This is a genomic window from Tritonibacter horizontis (assembly GCF_001518015.1).
In the GTDB taxonomy this organism is placed as follows: Bacteria; Pseudomonadota; Alphaproteobacteria; order Rhodobacterales; family Rhodobacteraceae; genus Epibacterium; species Epibacterium horizontis.
In genome coordinates, this window is record NZ_LPUY01000049.1 from 1 (window position 1) to 22989 (window position 22989).

At 59.8% G+C, this 22989-nt stretch carries 18 protein-coding genes; 9 read left to right on the forward strand and 9 right to left on the reverse strand.

What is annotated here, in order from left to right; genetic code table 11:
- On the forward strand, window positions 1-302 hold a 302-nt coding region (locus tag TRIHO_RS07785), incomplete at its 5' end, for a M10 family metallopeptidase C-terminal domain-containing protein (RefSeq protein WP_207498648.1).
- Between the two features lie 119 nt (window positions 303-421).
- Here TRIHO_RS07785 and TRIHO_RS07790 read toward each other — a convergent pair.
- The 8 genes from TRIHO_RS07790 to TRIHO_RS07820 form a co-directional block, all read right to left on the reverse strand.
- Window positions 422-1717 carry a polysaccharide biosynthesis/export family protein gene (locus TRIHO_RS07790; protein ID WP_131811184.1) on the reverse strand — a complete coding sequence of 432 codons (1296 nt, stop codon included), beginning with the start codon at window positions 1715-1717 and terminating at the stop codon, window positions 422-424.
- Window positions 1718-1954: 237 nt separating this feature from the next.
- Window positions 1955-2872: a phosphoenolpyruvate carboxykinase (ATP) gene (locus TRIHO_RS07795; protein ID WP_068241771.1), complete on the reverse strand. Its 918-nt coding sequence runs from the start codon at window positions 2870-2872 to the stop codon at window positions 1955-1957.
- A complete protein-coding gene (locus tag TRIHO_RS07800) occupies window positions 2869-4806 on the reverse strand; it encodes an asparagine synthase-related protein (protein ID WP_068241773.1) in 1938 nt (645 codons plus the stop codon). The genes TRIHO_RS07795 and TRIHO_RS07800 overlap by 4 nt, the downstream gene beginning before the upstream one ends.
- Window positions 4803-5237 (reverse strand): lasso peptide biosynthesis B2 protein, encoded by a 435-nt coding sequence (locus tag TRIHO_RS07805; protein ID WP_068241775.1) that lies wholly within the window; start codon window positions 5235-5237, stop codon window positions 4803-4805. Before TRIHO_RS07805 ends, TRIHO_RS07800 begins: the two co-directional genes overlap by 4 nt.
- Window positions 5224-5547: a PqqD family protein gene (locus TRIHO_RS07810; RefSeq protein WP_068241777.1), complete on the reverse strand. Its 324-nt coding sequence runs from the start codon at window positions 5545-5547 to the stop codon at window positions 5224-5226. The genes TRIHO_RS07805 and TRIHO_RS07810 overlap by 14 nt, the downstream gene beginning before the upstream one ends.
- A gap of 27 nt (window positions 5548-5574) precedes the next feature.
- Complete coding sequence (locus TRIHO_RS07815) at window positions 5575-5763, reverse strand: hypothetical protein (protein ID WP_068241778.1); 189 nt, start codon at window positions 5761-5763, stop codon at window positions 5575-5577.
- A 347-nt stretch (window positions 5764-6110) separates the two neighbouring features.
- Window positions 6111-6263, reverse strand: coding sequence for a putative RiPP precursor (locus tag TRIHO_RS23540; RefSeq protein ID WP_106406166.1), 153 nt, complete (start codon window positions 6261-6263; stop codon window positions 6111-6113).
- A 270-nt stretch (window positions 6264-6533) separates the two neighbouring features.
- Entirely contained in the window at window positions 6534-8327 is a 1794-nt protein-coding gene (locus TRIHO_RS07820) for an ABC transporter ATP-binding protein (protein ID WP_068241779.1), read from the reverse strand.
- A 662-nt stretch (window positions 8328-8989) separates the two neighbouring features.
- Here TRIHO_RS07820 and TRIHO_RS07825 point away from each other — a divergent pair.
- From TRIHO_RS07825 to TRIHO_RS07840, 4 genes are all read left to right on the forward strand, one after another.
- Window positions 8990-10096 (forward strand): O-antigen ligase family protein, encoded by a 1107-nt coding sequence (locus TRIHO_RS07825; RefSeq protein ID WP_232367736.1) that lies wholly within the window; start codon window positions 8990-8992, stop codon window positions 10094-10096.
- A 217-nt stretch (window positions 10097-10313) separates the two neighbouring features.
- Window positions 10314-13838 carry an Ig-like domain-containing protein gene (locus tag TRIHO_RS07830; RefSeq protein WP_165595895.1) on the forward strand — a complete coding sequence of 1175 codons (3525 nt, stop codon included), beginning with the start codon at window positions 10314-10316 and terminating at the stop codon, window positions 13836-13838.
- A 167-nt stretch (window positions 13839-14005) separates the two neighbouring features.
- Window positions 14006-15160 carry a glycosyltransferase gene (locus tag TRIHO_RS07835; protein WP_232367735.1) on the forward strand — a complete coding sequence of 385 codons (1155 nt, stop codon included), beginning with the start codon at window positions 14006-14008 and terminating at the stop codon, window positions 15158-15160.
- A gap of 78 nt (window positions 15161-15238) precedes the next feature.
- Window positions 15239-16447: a nucleotidyltransferase domain-containing protein gene (locus TRIHO_RS07840; protein ID WP_068241783.1), complete on the forward strand. Its 1209-nt coding sequence runs from the start codon at window positions 15239-15241 to the stop codon at window positions 16445-16447.
- Between the two features lie 13 nt (window positions 16448-16460).
- On the opposite strand, the gene TRIHO_RS07845 is transcribed toward TRIHO_RS07840, so the two are convergent.
- Window positions 16461-18428 carry a GumC family protein gene (locus TRIHO_RS07845; protein WP_068241785.1) on the reverse strand — a complete coding sequence of 656 codons (1968 nt, stop codon included), beginning with the start codon at window positions 18426-18428 and terminating at the stop codon, window positions 16461-16463.
- Between TRIHO_RS07845 and TRIHO_RS23840 the strand changes: the two genes are divergently transcribed.
- From TRIHO_RS23840 to TRIHO_RS07865, 4 genes are all read left to right on the forward strand, one after another.
- Window positions 18427-18702: a hypothetical protein gene (locus tag TRIHO_RS23840; protein ID WP_068241787.1), complete on the forward strand. Its 276-nt coding sequence runs from the start codon at window positions 18427-18429 to the stop codon at window positions 18700-18702. The two genes, TRIHO_RS07845 and TRIHO_RS23840, sit on opposite strands and share 2 nt — an antisense overlap.
- A 490-nt stretch (window positions 18703-19192) precedes the next feature.
- Window positions 19193-19852, forward strand: a complete 660-nt coding sequence (locus tag TRIHO_RS07855) for a sulfotransferase family 2 domain-containing protein (RefSeq protein WP_068241789.1) — start codon at window positions 19193-19195, stop codon at window positions 19850-19852.
- 88 nt (window positions 19853-19940) lie between these two features.
- A complete protein-coding gene (locus TRIHO_RS07860; protein ID WP_068241790.1) occupies window positions 19941-21323 on the forward strand; it encodes a right-handed parallel beta-helix repeat-containing protein in 1383 nt (460 codons plus the stop codon).
- Window positions 21324-21457: 134 nt separating this feature from the next.
- Window positions 21458-22783 (forward strand): lipopolysaccharide biosynthesis protein, encoded by a 1326-nt coding sequence (locus TRIHO_RS07865; protein ID WP_068241792.1) that lies wholly within the window; start codon window positions 21458-21460, stop codon window positions 22781-22783.
- Window positions 22784-22989: the final 206 nt, after the last annotated feature.

Consider the following 22989-nt stretch of genomic DNA (forward strand, 5'->3'; position numbering starts at 1 on the left):
GCGCGGACCGCATCAATGCCGGCGGCGGCGCCGATCACATCACCGGCGGGCGCGGCGATGATGTGCTGCGGGGCGGCGGCGGCGCGGATGTCTTTGTGTTTTCTCGCGCTCACGGCGAGGACAAGATCCGCGACTTTCGCCCGGAGCTGGACCAGATCGACCTGAGCGCGTTGCGCGTCACCTATGAGGCGCTCGACATTTCACGCGCGGGGCGGCTCACGGTGGTCGATACCGGTGCCGGCGAGATCCGGCTGTCGGGGCTGCACCCGGATCAGATTGATGCCGATGATTTCCTGTTCTGAGGAACGAGAGGAGACAGGCAGAGGTCGCAGGCTCAAACAGAGCGCCCATGCCGCTGCCCGCCCTCCGCGTGCCCAGATCAGCCCGCCAAGGCCCCGAATGGCGCGCGCGGGGCTTGGGCTCAGTTCGTGTCGGGCGTGCGCAGGATGACTTCCACCACATCGCCGGGATAGACCAGATCCCCCAGCGACGCCTGGGTGGTGAGTTCCTTGTCGCCGGTGCCACGGTGCACCAGAAGCTCCAGCGTGGTTGTGTCGCTCTCGCTGCTGGTCAGCAGCAGCAGACGCAGGCTGTCCACCTGGGCGGTCACCTCGGAGAGCTGCTGCGAGAACCGCCGCTTGTCGCTGAGGACATTGGAGCGGAAAACATCGTCCAGCCGGGTAAGTTCCTCTTTCAGCCGCTGCAACTCGGCTTTGGCTTCATAAATGTCAGAACCCACCGTCAGCAGCCGGGTCGAGGCCGCAAGGGCCGAATTGCGCGCCTCACTGACGCGATCAGCGGTGACCAGCCCCCGGTCCCCCATGGTGAGCATGCGCTGCAGCCGCTCCTCTTCGGAGGCGGAGGCCTGTTCATAATTCTGATAGGCCTGCTCAAGGCTGTCGACCCGGTTGGTTGTCAGTTTGATGCGTTCGCGCAGATCATCACGCTGGTATTGCCGCTCGCGCAGGGAAATCTCGATCTCCGAGATTGCGGCCGCGGCCTCTGTCTCGCCAAGGTAGTCACGCAGCTGGGCGCTGTCCTCGGGGCTGACGGCGGTGTCCGAAATATCAGCCTCCAGCAGGATACGGCTGCGCAGCACCTGCGCGCGCAGCCATTTCTGGGTCTGCAGCGCCGATTGCAACCGCACGGTGGCATCCGCCGGCGCCTGCACCCCGGCCAGTTCCGACAGTCTGACGCCGCCGGCCTGGCCCAGCAGGGCGCGCAGGGTCAGGCCCGGCACGTAGTCGATGCTGCCGGGCTGCGGGATGTCGCCGATCACCGTGACCGGGCGGTAGCGGGTGACCTGCAGGTAGACTTCTTCGCCGGACAGCACCGACACCACCTGTTCACCGCCCTGATAGACCTGCACCTCCAGCCCGGTGGCGGCGATTTCCATCTGCCGGTTCAATTCAGGCAGGGTCAGCCCGGCGGCTGGCAGCTGACCGACAAAGGGAAACCGGATCTGCCCGGTAATATCAATCGTCGCCTCCCAGGACACAGCCGACAGGCCGGGCATGGAAAGCTGCAGTCCATCGCCCGGCTGCAGCAGATATTCCCGGATCGGGGAGCTGGACTGGGCCGGGCTGGACTGGGCGGCGGCGCTGCCGGCTCCGCCGAACACGCCGGACAGGACCAGGGCGCAGAAAAACGCCCAAAGCGGCAACAGCCCTGTCAGCCGACAGGTTTGAGGAAGGCAGCAGCGGATCTTGAGTGTCATGTCGAATCCAATGAAATCACAAATCAATACGTCGGCACACGCCCCGTTCCTGCCGCCGGGGTCCGCCGTCAAAGCGCGGCAGAGCGAGCAGGACGCGACATGCGATATCTGTCGCCAGTATAGAGGAAAGATGGTTTTGGAGCAGCATATAATCCGGATCTGCGGGGTGGGATTTTCCGGCCGATATGGAAAAACGGGCGTTTGCGGTGAGGGCGCGACCTGTGGCGCGCCCTGGGGTCAGGAGAGCTCCATCACCTGACGGTCGATCTCTGCCACCAGATCACTCAACCGGTCCAGATCCCTGCGGATATGCAAGGTGTAGACCGGCGTTGTCTTCACCACATAACAGCAGCGTTTCATGAATTGCCCCAGATGCGCCGGCCCGAGGGATGTATTGCCAAAGCGGGCGATGAAGGCGAAATACAGCAGCGCCTCCAGGGCGCTTGTTTCCGGCACCCGTTCGGCCCGGGTTTCGCCGGTCTGCCGGGGCGACAGCAGAAAGATCGCACCGGCCGGGGTGGGCCGGGCCATTTGGGTCGGATCGATCTGTTTCTGGATCTTGGTGATCGAGGGGTGGATCAGCTCGGTGCCAGTTTCGGTATCCACCGCCAGCGCCTTGGCCGAATCCGGCCAGAGCTTGACCGCAGGAAAACCGGTCTGCACCTGCGGCGCCCGGGTCAGGTCGCCGCAATCCATCGCCACCAGATCGTCGGTCAGCAACCGATGCCCGGCCCGCTGCAGGCTGGAGACAGTGGTCGATTTGCCCGCCCCCTTGTCGCCCAGAACGATCACCGCCTTTCCGTTCACATCAACGCTGCCACCATGCAGGCAGAACAGGCCAAGCCGTTCCAGCGCCACGGAAATCACGATCCCCAGCAGCGGTTGGCTGACCAGCCGCCAGGACACATCCGGCCGGGGGTCGACAAAGATGCAGCTGGGGTCGGTGATCTCGAAGGCGCCCACCGCCGCCCATTCAAAGAACTGCCGCTGCGGGGTGATATCAAAAAAGGGATCCTCGGCCTGCCTGCCCCGACGCAGCCCGCTGGCCAGCCGCACCTGGAGGGTCGGGGTCTCATCCGGTGCCGGCTCCAGAACATCAATGGGAAATTCGGAGGCGATCACCTGCCCGAAGGCGCGATATTGAAAAGAGCTCACCACAGAGTTCCTTCTTGTTGGCATGCGTTCCAATGGTCCAGTCGCTCCAGCCAGGCTGCCAGATAGATGCTGCGCCACAGGATCTGGATCACGGTGGCGGCGCTATCTTTGGGGCCATCACGGAGCAAGTCATACCACTTTTCAAAGGTGCCGAGATCCACAATCCCCGCGAGGCTGGTGTTGACACGATGCCAGCGGTCGGCATCTTCCAGATAGGCCAGGATGAACTCCGACAGTTCGGAGCTGAAATTGGCCTTGTCCGGTCGCCATTGGACGGTCGGCGGCAACAGCCCCTCCATCGCATCCCGCAGAATGCGGCGGCTCCAGCCATCACGCAGCTTGCCCTCGGACGGCACGCTGAGACAGAGCTGCACCAGTGCCTTGTCAAAGAAGGGGTAGATTGGCTCGATGCCCTGGGCGGCAGCACTGCGATGCAGCACCTCAAAGGCCTGGGACATCAGTGGAATGCTCAGATTACCCAGATGCGCCAGACGCTCATCCGGCGCGTCCGGGGGCGCACCATAGGACTGTTCCGCCTTGGCCTGGCGGGCCTCCACGTCCTGGTCCTTGCAAAAGGTTTCATCCAGCAGCGTTCTGAAACGGATAGGAAACGGCGGTTTGACTTCAATCCTGCGCCCGATCCACCCAACCGCCCGGCGCACCAGACCGTGGCGCGGCAGCGGCGCATAGCGATGGATGTAAAGCAGATAAGGTTCCAGCAGCGGCTGCCCATAGACGCGGGCGGCGCCCCGCATTTCGCGCCAGAGGCGGAAATAGGCCCCTTGTGCGGCCAGCTCGGCCTGGCGCAGATAGCCGTGCGAGATCACCTCGTCGCCGCCATGCCCATCCAGCAGGGCGGTCATCCCGCGCGCCTGGGCCTCGGCGTAGATGCGGCGGCTTTTCAGCAGCCCCGGCGCCGGGCAGAGATCGAACTGCTCCTCCAGAAGCAGGCGGAGCTGATCCGGTTGCGGTGCGCCCTCCACCCGGATCAGCTCCGGATCGGCCCCGATTTTTTCGTTCACATCCGCGATAAAGCGGCTTTCGTCATAGCTGTCGGTTTCGCGGTAGACAAAGGACAGGGTGCGCAGGGCCGGAGCTACCGCGCGCGCAGGCGGCGCGGCCAGCACCGCAATGGTGGAGGAATCGAGCCCGCCGCTGAGCATGCAACCGGTTTCTTGCGGATTGCCCCGACGCACCTGCACCGCGCGCGTCAATTCCTGCCGCAACGCCGGAACCGCCGCGGCCAATGGCATCACCTCCGGCAGCTCCAACTGCCAATAGCGACGTTGCACCGGTGCGGAGCCGGGCTGCCACTGCAACAGATGCGCCTTTGGCAGGCGCTCAAGATCGGCAAAGGCGGTGCCCGTCTCGCCATCTGAAAACCCCATCAGATAGGCCGAAACCGTGTCAAGGCGAGGCCGCAGCGGATGGCCGTCCAAATGTGCCGCCAGGCGCAGATCACTGGCCAGCACCATCTGTTCCGGGCGGTTGACCAGATAGACGGGCAAAGTGCCGAAATGATCGCGGATGACATGCAGCTCCCGGGTGTCGCGGTTCCACAACACAAGCGCAAAGCTGCCGGAGAGCCATTGCAACGCCTCGGGACCATGGGCCGCGCACAGCTGCAAAACCAGCGCCAGGTCGCTCAATTCTTCTGGCAAGCCCGGGCTCTGTGTCAGTTTTTCCAGCAGGGCGGGGCGATTGTCTGGTCTGATCCGCCCGCAGAGGGTCAGCGCACCGAGTTGCAGCAGCGCGTCTGATCTGTTGACCCAGAGATGAATGTCATCATCTTCGTAAAGGGCATCATCCCGGTGCTGTGGCGTGATGTCGGAACGGTTTCCCGGCCGCGTCGGCAATTGTCGAAATCGTTGCAGACGGGTCTCTGTCGCGGCATCACGCGCAGGAGACGCCAGAAGAGCAAATTCAACGGTCATACATGCTGCGATGACATACGGGACAATGCAGAGAAGTCACGTCGTGTCAGCTCCTCGCCGCCCAGAATGACAGTCTCTTGCCAGATCAGCCAGGCATGAAAATCCGTGGCTTCTGCCACATCGGGCGTCGCCGCGCTGGCCGCACCGATAATGAGATCCGTTGGAACGCCGAACCAGCTCAGAATTGCCTGACCTGTCAGCGCCTGTGTCATGCAGGTTGCTTTGGGCACGTATCTTGCGGCACGTGACACCGTACGCGCCACCACATGGGCGCGGGCAGCGTTGTCACGGCTGCCATCTGCCGGGGTCACCAACCACCTGCGGATCTGGGTGAATTTCGCCAGATAAAGCGCAATGCGCACAAAAATCACAACCCCAAGGCAGAGCAGGAACAACAGCCCTCGCCGGATCCAGGCCTTAAATCTGTGCATCGCCCGGAGGCTCTGTCATCGTCACAAGCCCGGCGGAGACAAGGTCATCCACCAAGGCCTCGACATCAGCGCGGCACGCGTCTTCTGACACATCAAAGGTGGCTGTAACGGTTGAAACAAGATGGCTGAGGGGGACCGGAGCCTGCATCGCGTTCCACACTTCAGCGCCAGTGGCGTTCAATGTGTAATAGAGGCTCGTTTCGAGATCCAACAGCGCCCAGTGGCCGCCAATATCGGAAGCTACAACATCCGGGCGTGCCTGATAGGCAGGTCCGGCTAAAGATACGTCAACATTCTGGGAATGTGTCATGATAATTCAAACTACAGGACGAAACACTTATGAAAAGGCATCAAAGGCATCGCGGTCATGACCTTTGCCTTTGGCTTTGTCATGGCCCCAGCCTTTGCCCTTTGAATGGCCCCAGCCGTGCTTGCCCTTCCCCTTGCCATGGCCGAACTGCGTTACATCTTCAACGCGCCCGACACATTTAAGTTGCGGCGATACATAGGGATTTTGGTTCTTCATTGAAATTCTCACACTATTTAAACACGTACACAGAAAAAACGCATACGAATTCGTCTCAAATCAAATCGAAATGGGAAGGCAGAAACGCTCCCGCCTCCCCAAGATATCTCAGGAGAATGAAGACGAGTCTTCAGTACAAGTGTAGCTCCCACGCGGGGTGCCGGATGGGAAGCTCGCGTCGAGGTATGTGTCAGGGCAGCTTGCGCCCTGCGTTACCTGTTCAGCGGAGCCTTTGAAATCCAGGCGGGGTGCAATGTAATTTTGCTTTTCCATCGGATAAGCCTTTCTCGTTACATTTTGTTACGTTGTGTTGCTCTGCAGTAAAGTCCAGAAAACACCACTGTCGTTCAGGAGAACGTCAGGTCTCCGAACGGGGTGCCAACGGGGAAAGCGGCATCGCCATTTTCGCCCTTGCTGGTGCCTGCGGTCAGAGCTTCAACACGCCCCTTCTTGCACAGGCTAGGAGCAACATACGTGATCTTTGTTGTGTTGTCAGTCATTGGTAAACATACCTCCGAAAAAATAAGCAACCTACGTGCTCTAAGTCATTTGTGGAGCACTGGGTCCTTAAATGTTTAACACATCTTTAACCTTCATCCAAAGCAAACTCTCGGCAGGATTCAATTTTTTGCATGCCAACGGGCATATTTGCGGCAACCTGACCCGCGCTCCCGTCGTTTCAGGGCCGTTTTCTTGCGGGAGTTGTGACCCACGGACCGTATTCCCCCGCGCGCCCCCTGCAGAGCCCCAAATGGCCTCAAAGAGATTCGCTAGTCTGGCATCTGGGCCTTGAACATCGTGTAATATCGCCCCTTCGCGGCAACCAGGTCTTCGTGTCGCCCCTCCTCGACGATTCGCCCCTTGTCCAGCACATAGGTGTAATCCGCGGAGCGGATCGTCGAGAGACGGTGGCTGATGACCAGAGCGGATCGATCGCCAAGCTTCTCCCGGAACCTGTCGAACAGGGCCGATTCCGCGCTGGGGTCCGTGGCACTGGTGGGTTCATCCAAAACCAGGAAACGCGATTGCGGGAAAAAGGCCCGCGCCAGGGCCACCCGCTGCCATTGCCCGCCGCTCAACTCCTGACCATCATCGAACATCCGCACCAGCATGGTGTCATAGCCCTTCGGCAGGGCTTCGATGATCTCATGGGCGCCGGCCAGCCGGGCGGCCTCGGTCATGCGGGGACCATCTGCGGGCTGCATCAGATCGCCAAGGTGAATGTTCTCCCGCGCGGTAAAGGCATAATGGCCGAAATCCTGGAACACGACCCCGAACTGGCGCCGATACGCGACCGGATCAAAGTTGCGGATATCCTCCCCATCGAGGGTGATCTGCCCGTCCTGAGCATCGTAAAGTCGGCACATGACCTTGATCAGAGACGATTTTCCGGAGCCATTGCCGCCCACCAGCGCGATGAATTTTCCCGGTGGCAGGTGCAGCGACACCCCCTTGAGCGCCGGGGTCGCGCTGCGGGGGTATGAGAACTGGATATTGGTCAGCCGCAGGCCATCTTCCAGCTTGTCGGGCAGGGGGGTGACCTTGGCCGGCACCTTGATGGTGGGCTCGATCGCCAGGAACTGGAACAGCTGGCCCAGGAACAGGCGGTCGTCATAGAGCCGCGACAGGCTCTGTACCGCCGAGCGCCCGGCCGCCTCGGCACGCTGAAAGGCCACGACCAGCAGCACCAGCGCGCTCAGCGCCGTGGCATTGTCGGGCGCCGATGTGGCGACCAGATAGGCCGAGCCGATGAACACCAGACCGCCGATCAGCGCAATCATCGTCTCGCGCGAGGCGCGCACCCATTCGATCCGGATCTGCGCTTCACGGATGGTGTCGCGCAGGCCCCGGAACTGACGCCGCAGATTGTCCCCGATATGGAACAGGCGCACTTCCTTGGCATATTGTTCCGAGGTGACCAGCCAGTCCAGATAGGCGGCCTTGCGCTCCAGCTGGATGCGCTGGGTGATCCAGCGAAACCGCATGCCGGTGGTCTGCAGCTGCACGATCAGGGTTAGAGCCAGGGCCAGGGCAATCCCCGGCAGGATGCGCCAGTCCAGCCCGACGATCACCACACCGATGCCCAGGAGCAGGATCAGGCTGCGCAGACAGGTCAGCGCGTTGGAGATCACCTCTGCCGGGCGCTGCGCCCCAACTTCGCGGGCGCGTTCGAGCGCATCATAATACAGTGCACTGTCAAAAAAGCTGAGATCCGCCGCCACCGTGCGCCGCTGGATCTCCTCGTTCACCACATCGGCCACCAGCAGGCTCTGCTTGGCCCGCAGGTAGTTGCCGAAAGAGGCCAGAAGCTTGCCAAAGATCAGCGCCGCCAACGTCAGACCAAGCGCAAACAGGGTCCGGCTGTTGAACGGATCCGCCTCGCTGCTGCCCTGTTGCGCGACAGACCCGACCAGGACCTTGATGGCGAACAGCATCGCAATGCCGAGGATGGCCTCCAGAACCGCCACGATAAAGACCAGAAAGGTCAGCCGCCCCTCCGCATAGCGCAGAAGCGACAAAACATCGTGCCAGAAGGAGATATAGCTGCTAATCTTCTTTTTCATATTGACCTGAATACCTTGGGCCCATTGCCCGGCCTCTTTGCCACTGTTGTTTGCGGCGCCCCCGCCATGGCGGTTGCCTCATGGATGTCCGAGAGACAGCGTCGAATTGCATGGTGATGTTACGCAAGAGTGACACAGCTGCAGCCGCGGAATGCGTGTCTGCTGGAGTTTTTCGTCCCAACGACCCATCGAGCCTCCCCGCGCGCCGCAAAAATGATCTGAACACTGACGATATTGACAAACTGGCGACATTGACAAAATTGAATGAAAACGCGCCAACCCGTTCTGAAGCCGGGCAAAGAGCGTCATGATCGGTTCTCAAAACTGGTCAGACATTGTCGCATTCCTGCCCTCCAGGCAAGTCCAGGGGGCAGGGCCTGCGGAAATAATGACCGGCAGCGAACCTCACGGCGCCCGAAGGGCCGCCGATCACAGGCAGAGCACGATTTTCGCGTGCGAATGACGGCCGCCTCATGCATAGTCGCGGCGACTGGCAAATCGCCTAGCCTAAAGTACATATTATGATTGAAACCTTTTACACCCGCGCTCGCGATGTCGTTGGCTGGCATGCCCTTGCATGGCGTTTCTACCTGCTGGCCCTCGCGACAAGCTTTCTGGTGATGATCGAGCCTGCACTGACGGACCTGCTGTTCCTCTTGGGGGTGCCGATCCTCGGCCTGGCCGGGCTCAAACCCGTTCGGCTCGTCGGGGGCATCGAAACGCTTGGGATCATTCTGTTCGTTTGGTTTTCGTTCCTGTCCCTGACGATGGTTGAGCAGTATTTTTTGGTTTCAGTGCGCGCCGTCATCATCGAAATCTATATGTTGCTGATTTTCCTGGTGACCGCTTACTGGGCCCGCCACTATGGGGATCACGCGTTTCGCGCCGTGGTCCTGATGTTGATCTTTGGCGGGCTTTGCACCTCGCTCATTGGCATCCTCGCCTGGCTGGACGTGCTGCCAAACAGCGAAATCTTCTTTCGGGACGAATATCGCTCCAGGATCCGGTCCACGTTCAAGGACCCTAATGTTCTGGGCCCCTATCTCATCATGCCCCTGCTCGGTGCCCTTTGGGCCCTGATCGAAGACGCCCGCAAGCGTCTGTTCTTTCTGCCCATCGCAGGCATTCTGATGGTCGGCCTTTTGCTGACCTTCTCGCGCGGGGCCTGGATCCATGGGATCGTCACGATCTTCATCTTCTTCTTGGCCCTGCTGAACTATCGCAAGACCGCCTATCAGGTGTTTCTGGCCGGCTGTCTGGTGCTGGGGTGCGCCACCTTTGTGCTGTTCATCTTTGCAGATGACATCTTCGGCGCCTTGTCGGGCAGCTACTTCAGCAAAAGGGTATCGCTTCAGTCATACGACAGCGAGCGCTTCAATCATATTTTTGAATCTTTATTCCACATCCTCGACCACCCTTTTGGCGTTGGGCCAAACCAGGTCGTATTTAAATTCGGAATAGAACCTCACAATACGTTTGTCGTATTCGCCGTGAATAATGGAATTCTAGCCTGCTTCGGGTTCGTCATTATTTACTTTGCAGCCGCCTATAGGTGCCTTGTGAAAACATTCGAAGGCAAAGATGGATGGCTGAAATACGCCTTTATTCTGGCCATTATGGCAGGCTTGTTTATCCTGATGAACGTCGTGGGGGGGATTCACTGGCGACATCTTTTTGTTACAATCGGACTGGCCTACGGGAATTACACCCAGAACACTTTTCTTGACCTCAAGACCTCAGAGTCGCCCCCGTCAAGGCCCTCCCTTTAAGGAAGAATATATGGCGCCCTTCACGCGCCATAGATGAGATGAGCACGCGCGGAACGGGTCTTTCAAGGCCTGTCGCGTCACACCTTGAACAGAATGTTCAGGCGCTCCCGTATCTCCAGGCCAGAACGTGCGGGGGATAATGGAAGCATATTGACAAAAATTAACGTAAAATGCCATAGATTGTTGTGGATGTGGTTTTTCTAGTGGGGAATTAGCTTTGGCTATTTATGATGATAACTTTTCCGTACCGTCAAATTCAAATTGGATACCGATTGCTTTTGACGCGAATGATGATGCGGCAGATTTGAATTCTGGCACCATTGAATTCAGTGGTGCGCAAAATGGCGATATTCGTATTATTGACGGGGTGCCATATTACAAACCATTTGAAGGGTTCACCGGCCAGGACACCTTTGAATATTCCGTCACTCAGGGTGGCGTTACGCAAACAGCGACAATCGAGATTGAAGTGACTCTGCCCGAAGGCCAGGCTCAGTCCTATCACGATGACCGCATTGCGTCAGACTTGCCCACCGGAGATCAGGCGATCGTCCTGACCGAAGTGGCGCAATTTCCGACCAATAGCGCCGGGGCAAATCAGCGTTTCAACAGCTTTGATTACACCAAGACGGGCCGTTATTTTGCCGGAACAGACGGGTCGGTCGATGGCGAGGGGCTGATCTACGAACTCACGCCCAATGGGGATGGCACATTTGAAACCGAACTGTGGTTTGACGTCGGGGCAGAGGTGTTTTCCTCGACCGGTCGCGACATCGACAACAGCAACTATGTCTTTGGTGGCTTGCGCGGGATCGCCTTTCATCCTGATTTCGAAGAGAACGGCAAATTCTATGCCTCGATGATGGAGCAGATCCCCGAAGACGGCTCTGAACACTCCTACATTGGCCCGGTCTATGACGGCGAGCAAAATGGCGACAGCGTGCTGGTGGAGTTCACGGTTGATCCTGTCACCGGTGATGTGATCCCCGGCAGCTATCGCGAAATTCTGCGGGTCTCGGTGCCGGTGGATGACCATCCGATCCGGCAGATTGAATTCAATCCCTACGCCGAACCTGGCGACGAAGACTATGGCCTGCTCTACATCGCCCACGGCGACGGGTCGATCCAGTCCGCCACCTCTGGCGGCGGGCAGCGCAATGATGCGCTTGGCAAGATCCTGCGCATCGACCCATTGGAGACCGAGGACGCCCCCTATAGCGTGCCGGACACCAATCCCTTTGTCGGCAATGCAGAGATGCTGGACGAGGTGTATGCGCTTGGGTTCCGCAACCCGCATACGCTTTCCTTCTCCATGGATGAAAATGGCGATGTTCATCTGTTTGTGGCGGATGTCGGCCGGGACAATGCCGAAGAGCTCAACCATGTGATTGCCGGAGGCAACTACGGCTGGTCCGTCGTGGAGGGGATTTTCTCGCTCAACACCCACCCCGGGACCCTGGTCGGGGTTCAGCCGTTGACGGAGGAAGACACGGCCCTTGCCATCGCCGAACAGTTCATTTTCCCGTCGGTCTTTATCGGCCACTATGGATTTGTGGAATACGACCAGGACGGCAATCCGATTGCAGGGCAGGTTGGCGGCGGGCAGGCCATCGCCAGTGGGCACGCAATTCGCACGGACTCGGTGCTGAACGGCATGTTCATCTTCGGTGATTTCGCAAAAGGGGGCCGCTTTTACGTCGCCGACCTTGAGGAGATGCTGAACACCAGCTCGGTGATCCCGGAAGGCGGCAGTATTGCGGATGTAAGCTGGGTCACACCGGCGCATGTGCCGATCCTCTTCGATCACGACGGTGACCCCACCACGACCCCCATCGTTTACAGTGATATCCTGTCGATGATTGACAGGACCCGGTCCGACATCCGTTTTGGCGAGGGGCCGAACGGCGAGATGTATATCACGACCAAGCGGGACGGGACTGTCTATGAGGTGGCAAACGCCAATCCCGACTATGACGATGTCCTGTTCGGCGGGATCGGCAACGATACGCTTTTTGGCTACGGCGGCGATGACCTGCTGTTCGGCGATCAAGGCGATGACACGCTCCTCCTGTCGGAAGGGGAAGATACGGTTTCGGGAGGCACCGGGGCAGACCGCTTTGTCCTCAGCACCAGCGGTGGCACTGATACCATCACGGATTTCTACTCCGGTTTTGACGTGATCGACACCTCTGCATTCGATGCCATCGGGGTAACGATCCTGTCGCAACAGTCCGGCAACGACATTCTGAAAATCCGGGAGGACACCGGTGAGGTGGTGGCCCGGCTGCTGGGCGCCGCCAGCAATGACCCTGCGGCGCCACTGGCCATGCAGGACCACTTTTATGCCGCGCGCACAGACGTCAGGGATGCAGGCGAGACCGGTATCCGGCTCGGCAATGCCTCTGGGGAGGCCTCGGTCCTCGACAATGACGGCGATTATGACGGCAACGTCATTGCGGTGAGCCGTGTCAACGGATCCGCAGCCCAGGTCGGCACCTGGGTCGCCGGCTCGGCCGGGGGCTTCTTCATGATCGACGCAGAGGGCCGCATATGGTTCTCCGACCCGGACGATGAGGTAAGCGATGGAGAACGCAGCACGGTCACCTACGAAATCACCGATGCCGACGGGCTGACCGCGACCGCCACGGCAGCGGTCGATCTGCTGCAAGAAGAAAATCTTGCTCCGGTGGCGGAGAATGATTTCTTCTTCGTACCGGTGGAAAGTCATGGCACCTACTCCCGGCTCGGCGCCCTGTCCAACAATACCACCCTGTTGGCAAACGACGTTGACCCCAATGACGACCCACTGCGGATCATCACCATCAATGACAATGGTTTCGATGTCAGCACAGCGGGTCTCAATGTCTGGTTCGAAGGCAGCAATGGCGGCGAATTCCGCGTCTTTGACACCGGGGTGATCGACTTCCGATTCTCGCCGGACGAAGCCATTGCCGGGACAACAACCAGTTTCACCTACACGATTGCCGATGACGAAGACCTCAGCAGCAATGCAACAGTCGATGTTTGGTTCGGTGGTTATGCCAATGCCGACAGCTATGCGCTGTCAGAGGAGGAACTGAACGCCGCCGGCACGGATCTGATCGTCGTGGGGGGCATCAGCTCCAACACCCATGCGCTGAAGAATGATTTTGCCGGTGCCACAGTCGCCCAGATCAACGGCAGCGCCGGATCTGTCGGCACCTGGGTCGACGGCGACAACGGTGGCCAGTTCCGGGTCTTTTCCAGTGGCGTCGTGCAATTCCGCAACCAGGATGGCCTTGTCGAGGCCGGCACGACAACCTCCATCGAGTATACGGTGGCGATCTCCGGGGTCGAAGACGAGACAACCACCTCGACCATCAGCGTGACCGTCGAGGAAGGCGATACACCGCCCGAGGCCCGCGACGACCTGTTCTCACGCAGTGCAGAAGACCTCTCCGAGGCCGGCTCCAGCTGGTTCCGGCTGGCCCGCCTGAACGATGGAAGCTTTGTCTTGGCCAACGATCCCGGCATGCAAGAGATCATCTCGATCAAGGGTCATGGCGACATCACGGGCCAGTTCTTTGATGGCGATGGTGGCGGGCAGTTCCGCGTCTTCTCCAGCGGCGTGGTCGACTTCCGCAACCAGGGGGATCTGCTGGAAGCGGGTGAAAGTACCTCTTTCACCTATACCGCAACGGATGGCGTGGACGAGTACACCGCAACAGTCACCCTGGCCATCGACGATTTCATTTTCGTCTGAGGCCATTGCGTATTTTGCAGGCGCCGGAGCCGCTCAGGCTCCGGCCAGAAGGGAGAACCCGCCAGCCTGGCAGGCGCGGCCTCCGAAATGCAGTTTGCGGGCCATCGCCTCTGTGGTAAGCTGCATATAGTTGTTTTATTTCATTTTTAGAGGCACCCATGGAGCGCATGTTGAAAATTGCTCTGATCCTGGAGACGTCGGGTGGCGGGTCCGGGCGCCATGTACTGGATCTGGCTCAGGGCCTTTCGGAACGGGGCCACGCCGTCACTGTCATCTGGTCCCCCCTGCGCGCTGACGACGGATTTCGGGACCGGCTGTTCGAGATGAACCGGGTCAGGAATGTGACCGTGGATCTTCATCGCAGCGTCGGGTTGCATGATCTGAAAGGGTTCAGGGACCTGGCAAAGGTTCTGAAAAACAGCGGCCCCTTTGACATTCTGCACGCGCATAGCTCAAAGGCCGGAGCCTTGACGCGCCTCCTGCCCAAACGGGGCCCGGTGCGGATTTACACCCCCCATGCCCTGCGGACGATGGATCCGGCAATCTCTCGCCTTGGTTACACGATCTATGGGACGATCGAACGGATGCTCGCCCTGCGCGGGGATCCCGTGATTGCGGTCAGCCAGAAAGAGCGCGCGCATGCCGTCCAGCTTGGCCTGTCCCCGCAACAAGTCTCCTGCATTCCCAATGGCGCCAGCCCCGTAGAGGGCGCGAACCGGGACCGGGCCCGCGCCGAGATGGGACTGGCGCCAACCGATTTTGCCGTCGGATTTGTCGGGCGGATGGTGGACCAGAAAAACCCGCAGCTCTTTGTGGAGGCCCTCCGCGCGGCGACCCATCACGCCCCAAACATCAAGGGGGTGATGATGGGAGATGGCCCGCTGATGGAGGAGGTGCGCACCCTGGCAAAAGATCTGCCAATCGAACTTCTGGGCTGGTGCGATGCCCCATCGCTGATCTACGGGCTGGACACGCTGTGCATCACCAGCCGCTATGAGGCTTTGGCCTACAGCTTTCTCGAAGCTCTGCAGGCGCATGTCCCCCTGGTGACGACCCCTGTCGGGGGCGCCGAAGAGACGGTTCAGGACGGTAAGACCGGCTATGTTCTGCCTCAGGACCCCACCCCCGACGCGCTTGCAGCCCCCCTCGTCAGCCTGGCGACGGACCCCGATCGCCACCGGGCATTCCAGGAGGCGACGGCGGTTCTGGCACGGGAGCGCTCGATCGAGAAAATGGTCGATGCCACAATTGCCCTATATCAAACCTCATTGACGGATTTTGCCGTCCTTCCTTCTCATAAAGCAGGCCAGGCAAGTGGCTAGCTCGCGTGCAATCTCCCTCGGTTAACCGGTCGCAACGCGCAACACCCAGGCCGCAACACCCGACTTCAGGATATTCAAATGGTAGATTTCACCGCGCAGACAGCAGAAGTCAGGTTACAGATCCTTCTGGCCAAGGCCTATCTCGCAGAGCCTGATATCGCATTGGCGCAGCGGCTGATGGCAGAAATCGGCGACTGGGAGGCGTTTGTGCGCAGCGCCCACCGGAATTTCAGCCTGCCCCTTCTGCAGCGACATATCGTTCAGCTCGATCCGACGGGGATCTCACCAGAGATCCGGACCATGATGCAGCAGACCGCCATGCAGACCGCGCTGCGCAATATGAAGCTGGTGGCCAGCCAGCGGAAATTCCTGAACACCTGCCTGAAGCCCGCCGGGCTGCCCGCGATTTTTTTCAAGGGCATCAATCTGGCCGCACAATATTACCCTGACCTGGGTCTGCGCCCCAGTCGTGACATTGATGTGCTGGTGCCAAGCGGCAGTCTGCACCGGGTGGTCGAGAAGGCCATGTCAGAAGGTTACACTCTGGTCGCCCCGGACACACAGATCAGAGCAATGACCAGTTCGCAGGATGTGGACGCGGTGCTGCGACTGTGCGCAGATGTATCGCTCCTGACCCCGGAAGGAACCGTTCTGGACCTGCAGCAGAAGCTGGACAAGCATTCGGGTATCTTTGCCCGCTATGACATCTTTGCCCGGGCCGCGACCTTTTCCCTGGGTGGCGAAGACTTTCAGACGATGCCGCCTGCCTTCCTGTTCAACTACCTGTGTCATCACCATTCCCGGCACACCTGGTCCCGGCTGCACTGGCTGAGCGATCTCGACGCAATCTGCAGCTCACCGCACTTCGATCCTGAAGACGCCCTGGCCCTAGCGGATCAGTTGGGACAACGCGGCACGGTCGAGGCAGGGCTGGAACTGCGCGCGCTGATGTCAGGTGACACCCCCTGGGACAACGGGCCCGCGATGGCCCATGGCAAGGCGTTTCTCGATCTGGCAATCCGCAACCTGCCTGGGGATCTGCGACTGGAAAAGAAGATCAGCCTGACGCTCAAGGGCGGGGAGTTCATGTTCGACTGGCAGGCAAAGCCGGAGCTGATTGCAAAGGCCCGCCGCAACTGGTGGCGCAGCATCTTCAAGCCGACCCTCAAGCAATATGTTCAGATGCCGCTGCCAAAGAACCGGCAATGGATCTACTACATCCCCCGCTTCTTCCAGCTGCTTCACGAAACGGCCACCCGCCTCACCATAACCGGCAGGGCGGGATGACACCGTTCTCTTGTTACAGGACGCCCAGTTTCTGCTTGTAGTGGGCCTGCCGGTTCTGCGGATCGCCATCCGCCCCGTAAAGCGCCACCACATCCTGGCTGCCCAGACCTTTTTGGAACAATTCGCCCAGGCTGACCTCGATGCTATCGGAGCTTGAAACGCTACAGCCTGTCACAAAGAGGGTCTTGTCCACATAGCGCGCGACCTGCTGCGCATCTGGCGCCGCCAGGACCGGGGCCGTGTCGATCAGCACAATGTCGTAGCGTTGCAGCGCCGTCTCGAGCAGATCTTTAAAGCTGTCCAATTCGAGCAAATCGGCCGGGGTACGATGCTCCTGCGTGTTCAGCAGCAGATCGACACCAAGCTGTTTCTGGCGAATGACCGCATTGTCCAGATCTTCGCCCCCCAGCAGCACGCTTTCCAGTCCGGTCTGCACCTGGGAGCCCTGCAGCAGTCGCATCACCCCAACGCCACGCTCGTCGGCGATGATGATCAGGACTTTCTTGTCCACATAAGACAGGCTCCGCGCCAGCGCCAAGGTCACAAGGCTTTTGCCAACCCCAACCAGATCGGAGGCCACATGCACGGCCATCGACTTGTCTGCCGGAGCCCCGCTGAGCAGGGTGGTCCGCAGCCTGCGGATCCCCTTCGAGAACTCGGTCGAGCGGGTTGTCAGCAACAGGCTGAGATTGAGCTTGCGATTGAACGGCAGACCTTTCATCGGCACCTTCGGGACGGAGACCACCTTGGCCTGCGGCAACAGCACCTTGAGATCGGAAGGCGTGCGGATGGTCTGATCGTTGGCCTGCTTGATCAGGATCCAGGTCACGGCCGAGATCATCCCCAGGAAGCCCAGGATCAGCATGGTGCGCAGGCGCCCGCGACTGTTGCCCCGCTGCGGAGAATGCGCCGAGAACACGATGCGGCCTCCGGCGGTTTCGACATCCGCTTGCACAGAGAGCTCATTGAGGCGGCGCTGCGAGAACTCATAGATCTCGTTACTGGCCTCGACTTCGCGTTCCAGCTGATTGAACTGCAACAGGCGTTCACTATGCGCCGTCAGGCGCTCCTCGAGGGCGGAAATGGAGGAGCTCAGCTTTGACGACTGCTCCTGCGCCCGCTCCCGCCGGGTCTGGATCTCTGCCAGCATGTTGTCCGTATCAGGTCCAACGGCATCGCGCAGCACCTGCAGCCCGGGCACCTGTGCGATGCGGGCAGCCTGGGCACTGGCCTGCAGGCCCTCCAGATCTTTCACTTCTGCCTCAAGACGCAGAGCGGTCAGCAATTCCTGGGCCAGCGCCTCCCGGCGGTCTTTCAGTCGGGTCACCTCTGTCGCCATCGAACGCAAGGTGGTGGGATCGACCACTTCCGCTTCGTTTTTCATCGCCTGCAGGGCCTGTTCCTTTTCCCGGAAATCCTGCCGCAGGTTCACCAGGCGGTCCCCCAGTTGCGCCACCACCCGATCAACGGAATCCAGACGTGACCGAAGCGCATCGTTCAGAAAGGCCTCTGCCACCGCATTGGCCAGCAAGGCGGATTTTTCCGGATCAAACGTGGTGGCCTGAACGTGAATGAGGGAGGTCTGCGGCGGCACCAGGAAACGCACGCTCTCCTGCACCCGGGCGACGACTTCCTGACTGACGTAATCGGCCCCCAGGTCCACAGGCTCGGCTTCTTCCACAGGTCCGAAAACCCGTGTCCGCAGCCCCTCGATCACCAGCGCAAGCCGCGAAGGCTCCGTTTCTTCCCGGGGCAGGAAGGGGTTGAACTCCGGGTCTTCCTCAAGAGACAGCTGCGCAACGACATCCTCGATAACGGGGCGGGCGCCAAAGACCTCGACCGCAGTGGCCGGATTTGCATAAGCGCTGTTGTCTCGCGAGAGCGCAGAACTCATCGAGGCAGAGTTGTCTTCAAGGATCAGAAGGCTTTCTGCCGTGTAGGTGCGGTCCCGTGATCCGGTGAGGAAAAACCCCAAAAACATGAAACATAATACGGTCAGACCGATACGCCATTTGCTCCCCCAGAGGATCCGCCAAAGCGAGAGCAAGCTGAAAGATCCGTTTGTCGAATGGTTTGGGGTGCCCGATGAAACTATGGCAGCCGGGTCGAAATATCTCATTTTTAACACCGAGTTGACAGCTAAAAAAATCTTCGTTGACGATAACACATCTATTCTGGCGTTGAAATATTTAACGATATCCTCACCGCCTCCCCAACCGCCCCCGGTGTGGCATGGCAGTATCTGCCTAAAATGAAGGCTGGGGGCCGGTTCAACCGCTCAAACGCGACACAAAACGCCTCTGGATAGCTCCTGAGGGGCACCGTCTTGCGCGAACCGGGGCTCGCACGCCTCTCTTTTCAGCAAAAGGATTTCGTCAGATCCCTTGCAAACAGGCGTGAAAGGTCCGCCGTCACCGGCCGGGGCGCCCGCAATTCGGGCGCAAACCGGGGAAACGCCGGTGATTCTGCACTGCAGCGTTTCCTGATCGAACCCCTCGGGGGGCTGACCCAGGAAACCACGAAGGATGTTGACGTTAACCCTTTTGTTCTGCCATGTTGCACCTGCAGAAAAAGCTTTTCGGAGAGAGCCGGAGACGCGCGGCCAGATCCGCACGGTTTGACTGAAACCGCCCTTCGGCGCTTGTTTTCTTCTCTTCGCAAACGGCACTATTGTGCAATGACACATTAAAGAATCGTGATCTTCCAAGCCCATTATTCTTAGCAACATACTTTCGAGGCCTCTTCATGATTGACCTGAAGAACAGGATCTTATTCGTTCACATTCCAAAGGCGGCCGGCACCTCGGTCGAGGAGTATTTCCGCCAACTGCGTGGGTTGGAAGAATGCGACATTCCTGCGCTTGGGATTTTCAAGAATGACAAATCCTCCCACCTCGAACGTGGCAATCAGCACTGCAGCCTGGCGATGTATGAGACCTACTATTTTGGGGGGCCGTTGCCGGACGACTGGCGCGCCTTTGCCGTGGTGCGCGATCCCTATGCGCGGTTCTGGAGCGAGTGGAAATACCGCCGCTTGCCACCGCCGACGCGGTTTCCCTTCAGCACGTTGCTCTCGGTCCGGTCGCTGGTCTACCTCAGCGAGAACCCGATCGCGAAGCTGAAGGATCTGAATTCGCATATGCGGCCACAGTATACTTATGTCGAAGGGCAATCCAGCGACCGGCTGCGCATCCTGCGCTTTGAAAACATCCAAGAGGAGTTTTCCCAGCTCTGTCGCGATTGGGACCTGCCCGACACAGGGCTGCCCAGGGCCAATGAATCCCACACCCGTCCGGCCCCCAGCGCCCGCGATATCGAATTGGGCAATGCCTTTGTGCGCCGGGCCTATGCGGACGACTTTACAAAGCTGTCCTACGACAAAGAGGCCTCCTACAAGCCAAAATGACCAGCGGGCGAGCAGAGACGCCAACATGTATGAATAAGATCCCTTCGCCATCGACGCGGACCCCACGGAGAACCACGGAGGCAGGTGGATGATAGAGCGTTTCCGTCCCGGTCAGGCCGGGGCATCAGCGGACCCCAGCAAGCGCCGCTTTCTGCGCATGACCTCACTCGGCGCGCTTGTCCTGGCCGCCACGGGGGGGAAATCCGCAGCCCAGACCGCGTCGCCCCCCACAGCGGCCGCGCCGCTGGAGACCCTTCTGACCTTTGACAGCCTTCTGACAGGGCAGAGCACGACCGCCGCAGATCTGGTGCAGACGCTGGGTTTCCACCAGGTCGGAGACGGCGGTGGCGGCCTCTATCGCAAGACCCGGACACAGCTTTACAAGGACAGCTTTAAGGGCGCGGACGGCAACTGGTGGACTGTTGTCCCCACCACAAGCCATCTGAACGTGCGCCAGTTCGGCGCCACGGGGACGGGCGCGCAGGATGATACCGACGCGGTTCAGACCGCCGTCCACTGTTTCCGCAGGATCAGCGCTGCGGTCTTGTATTTTCCCGCCGGCGCCTACCGGATTACAAAACCGGTGCTGCACTATGACGGCCAGAAGGATCTCGGGAATATCCGGATCCTTGGCGATGGTCCCGAGCTGACGCAATTTGTCCTCGACGGGCCGTTTGAAGAATTTCTCTTTGTCGTCAAGGGTGATACCAGCGCCTATGGCAAACGCCACGTGCGCTTTGTCGATTTCGAAAACTTCGGTATTCGGGGCAACGGCAAGGACCGGCAGAACCTGTTCTCCATCACCTGCGCGGACCGGACGAATTTTCGCAATATCCATGCCTATGATTTCGTCGGCCTGGGCATTGTCGGCCGACAATGGTGGGACAGCCTGTGCGATATCCGTTTTGTGCGGGGCGGGGACTCCACCCCCGGGAGCCAGGCCGCCGTGGTCGATCTGGATTTTGTCTTCAAGGATCGTCTCGCCGACAGTGCCTGCAACAACATCGTGTTTCCGGAAACCACCCAGATCGAGGCCTATCGCTGGCAGGCGATGCGCTGGGGGCGCAGCACAAGACGCTGCCGCTTCCTGGGAAAGGTCCACGGCTGGATCGGGCGGGACTATGACGTGCCCGGGGTGCATCTGCAGGGCGCCGTGTCCAATTTCTTTTTCGGCTGTTCCGTCGCCCATAGCATGGGCTCCGCCAAGATCGCCCGCGACATCGTCATCGAGAACACCAATTACATTCCCTCGCACAACAGGATTATCGGCTGCAGTTTCATAAACGGGATCGAACTGGTGGGGGATGTCCGCGGCAATATCATTTCCCAATGCGTGTTCCGCAACAAGACCGCCCCCGCAGTGGTCGTCGACCGGGGCCGGGGCAACATCATCCGCGACAATGTCAGCGACCCAAACCACCCGACGGTTGTCGCCTCCGACCCCAGAGCGCTCGTCCCGCAATTTCCCTGATCCCTGCCGCCCCTTTTATCCTTTGCAATAGAGACCTCAGTCCTGATGCCACCGTTTTCTCCGAGCTTTTTCAACCAAACGATACGCTGTGCGTCTCCGTCCCGGCGCTCTGAAATCCGCAAGGAGATCAAACCGTGCAGCGCGTGATTTTTCAGACCGCCTTTTCCGGAGGGATCAAGGTCCTGGGTGCGGGGCTCACATTCCTGATGTTCATGTGCCTGGCACGGGCGATGTCTGCCGAGGAATACGGCCGGTTCGCACAGATGTTCTCGATCGGGAATTTCTGCGCCCTCATCGCCCTGATGGGGCAGCACACCCGGGTTCTCAAACGGCTCTCGGCAGCCCTGGAGGTTGAGAACCACGCGGCGGCCCGATCCGTGTTCTGGCAGTCCTGGTGGGTGGTCATCCTGTTCGGCTCGCTGGTCTGTGTGCTCCTGATAGCTAGCGCCCCGCTGCTGGCGGCGTTTTCATTCGGCTTTGACATCTGGATTCTGATCGGCGCGGCCTGTTTCATTCTGCCCTTCGCCTTTGCCGAACTGGCGGCCTCCAACCTCCGGGTCGTCGGCGCGTTGCTCTGGGCGCTGGTACCGCGAGACATTTTGTGGCGTGGCGGGGTGGTTGTGATGGCCCTCGCGATCAGTGCCAGCCTGCTGCCCGCGCTGACCGCGATGGAAACGATGGCGATAATCTCGGGCATGCTGCTGTTCTTTGTGCTCGGTCAGATCTTGCGGATTGGCCGCGCCCTGCCACCCGAGCTGCAACACCGCCAGTGGCCGCAACCAGATCGCGAGATCTGGACGGAATCGGCATGGCTCTGGGCGGCATCCCTGGTCGGGGTGATCGGGGCCAATCTTTCTGTCGTGGTTGTCGGCCTGTTGCTCAGCACTGTTGAATCCGGGGCTTTCTTTGCCGCCACGAAGATCAGCCAGTTGCTGCATCTGCCGACTATGGCCGTCAGCGTGGTGGCAACACCGGCCGTGGCACGGCTGATCCAGCGGAATGCCTTTCAGGAGCTTCAGGTCTTCTGCCGGGGCCTCGTGATCATTCTCTCTGTCAGCGCCCTTGGCGGGGCGCTGATCATCTGCGCCGCGCCAACCTGGATCCTGTCCCTGCTCAATCCCGAATTTGGCATCGCCAGCACAGCCCTGTTGATCCTGACCGCCAGCTATCTTGTCACCTCCCTGTGCGGCACACCGACAATCCTGATGCTGATGTCAAAGGGAGAACGAAAATTCGTCTGGTATCAGGGGCTGTTTGACGGGCTGGGCATCCTGCTGATCTTTCCGCTGCTGCCGCTCGTCGGGCTGGAAGGGGCCGCGCTTGGCCTGCTGCTGGGGAAGATCGGCTGGAATGTGGCCGCCGTCAGATGGTGCCGCCGGGAACTGGGAGTCGACCCATCTATATGGGTGATTTTCCGGCGACCAGGTGGCGCGCAGGGAACCCCCGGTGAAAAGGTCTAGGGTCGGCTGCCCTGATACGGGCACCGGCGCCCGATTCTTGGGCGCTTTGAGTGGGGATAAAGGGTAGTCGTTTCCACGACTGACTTTTTTCGCCCAGCCAAATCCCAGCGGAGCGACTATTTTCTCAGCAGAATCGACCAGTTTCTTTGGTTAACGTCATATAAACCTGTTCAGAATCACGTAAGAATAGCTATGCTTATGGTTAG